Genomic DNA, 2,141 nt, shown 5'->3' on the forward strand with positions numbered 1-2,141 from the left:
CAGCGTCTTCGCGAGTTGGCGCTGATCGAGGCGATAGAGGAAGTAGCTCTGGTCCTTGGTGCCGTCCTCGGCCTTGAGCAGTTGCATGAGACCGTCGACTTCGCGCACCTGCGCGTAGTGCCCGGTGGCAATGCGCTCCGCACCGAGCGCGAGCGCATGGTCGAGGAATGCCTTGAACTTGATCTCGGCGTTGCAAAGCACGTCCGGGTTGGGCGTGCGGCCGACCTTGTATTCGGCAAGAAAGCTCGCGAATACGCGCTCGCGATACTCGGCGGAGAAATTCACGGCGTCGATCTCGATGCCGATGCGCTCGGCCACCGACACGGCATCGACCAGATCCTGCCGCGACGGACAGTATTCGTCCGTGTCGTCGTCCTCCCAGTTCTTCATGAACAGGCCGAGGACCTCGAAGCCCTGCTCCTTGAGCAGCCATGCCGCGACCGATGAATCGACGCCGCCCGACATGCCGACGACAACCTTGCCCTTGCGCACGCGACGCACTCCTGTCCGCTCTACGCGACGTGGTGGAGCAGGTCGAGGGAATGGCGGCGACCGGCGCGGTAATCGTCCACGCAGCGCTGCACCAGCGGACTGCGGTGGCGGTGCGCCTGCGCGGCGAGCTCCTCCGGGGTGAGCCAGAGGGTACGCACGATGCCGGTGTCCAGCGCGCGCGCGGGATCGTGGCCGAGCAGCGTTCCGCCGAACGCGAAGCGAAGATACGTGAGTTCCTTCTCCTGCGACTGCCACAGGTAGACGCCGACCAGGAACTCGGGGCGGAAGGTACAGGCCGTTTCTTCCAGCGTTTCGCGCGCGGCACCCGCCAGCAGCGACTCGTGCTCGTCGAGATGACCCGCGGGCTGGTTGATGGCAAGACCGCTGGCGGTCTCTTCTTCCACCAGCAGGAAGCGTCCGTCACGCTCGATCACGGCAGCGACGGTGACGCGGGGTGTCCAGATCATGTGAAAGGTCGAAGCAAAACGCCCATTTTACGTTGGGGACACCAAAGCCTGAAGCTCTGAGAATCCGACAAGCCCCGCGCCATGTCGCCGCCGCCGGAACCGCGAAAGTTGCTGCGTAGGAGGGCAGGCCTACCCGACGCTCACCGGCACGAGCACCATCGTGTCGTTGCCGAAGATGTCGATTACCTTCACAGCCACGGTGTAACGCCCCGCTTGGTTGTAAGTGTGCGGCGCCGAGATCATTTCCAGGCTCCGCTCCTTGCGGGTACGGAAGCTCTGCCATTCGTTCTCGAAGATGTAGCTGCCGGTCCAGCGTTCCTCGAACTCCGGCAGCGCGAACTCGCCCTGGGGCGGTTCCATGCCGGGCAGGTGGCCTTCCACGCCGCTGCCCTTGGGCACCTTGATGATCTCGCGTCGCGACATGTAGTCGAAGTCCACGGCCCAGTAGTCCACCCAGTCGGTCCAGTGGCGGGTGAGCGTTTCGCGGGTCACGATGCCGTCCTTGTCCTTGCTCACCTTGATGAGTTGGCCCTGCTCGCAGACGACCTGACTCTTGCCGTTTCTCATGTCGGCGGCGGCGGCTTCCACCGCTCCCTGGGTGTAGTAGACGGAGAAGTCGGTGAGCTCGATCTGGAGCGTGAGCTTGTCCTTCCTGTCGTAGCGCGGCGTGGCTTCGACGAAGCTCACGTCGTGGAATACCACCTGGCCCTTGTCCACGGCGCGCTTGTCGAAGACCTCCGCCGGGATGTACTTCGGCGCGAGATCGATACCCTTGCCCCTGGCCTCGTCGAGCGATGCGGGGAACAGACCCATCTCGAACTCGAAAGCGAGCACGTCCACGCGCGAGGCGCCGCGCTTGCGGCATTCGGTGATGACCTCTTCGACGAAGAGCCGCCCGACGGGCAGGTTGATCGGGCCGACCACCACCAGCCGCCCGGCGTTCTTGCCGTGGAAGAAGCTCGCGTCCTCCAGGGGCTGGGCGCGGTAGGCGCGCAGGATCAGGTCGCGGAACTCGCGCTCCTTCTGCGCCATGATCCGCTTCTGTCTTTTTTCCCTCGTCATTCCGGCCGAAGAGCCGGAATCCAGTTCTAATGACTCTGGATTCCCGCTTCCGCGGGAATGACGATCGAGGGAGAAGTTGACACCGAGGTAGGCTTGACGCTCGTAGCGGCCGAGGTTCAG

At 64.1% G+C, this 2,141-nt stretch carries 3 protein-coding genes; all 3 read right to left on the reverse strand.

The features are described 5' to 3' along the window. On the reverse strand, positions 1-492 hold a 492-nt coding region (mnmA, locus tag JNK68_04050; GenBank protein ID MBL8539524.1), incomplete at its 3' end, for a tRNA 2-thiouridine(34) synthase MnmA. Positions 493-512: 20 nt separating this feature from the next. Then, on the reverse strand, positions 513-959 hold the full coding sequence (locus JNK68_04055) for an NUDIX hydrolase (protein ID MBL8539525.1): 447 nt from the start codon (positions 957-959) through the stop codon (positions 513-515). 129 nt (positions 960-1,088) lie between these two features. Then, on the reverse strand, positions 1,089-2,141 hold a 1,053-nt coding region (locus JNK68_04060; protein ID MBL8539526.1), incomplete at its 5' end, for a PKD domain-containing protein.

It is taken from the genome of Betaproteobacteria bacterium, assembly GCA_016791345.1.
Lineage (GTDB): Bacteria > Pseudomonadota > Gammaproteobacteria > Burkholderiales > JAEUMW01 > JAEUMW01.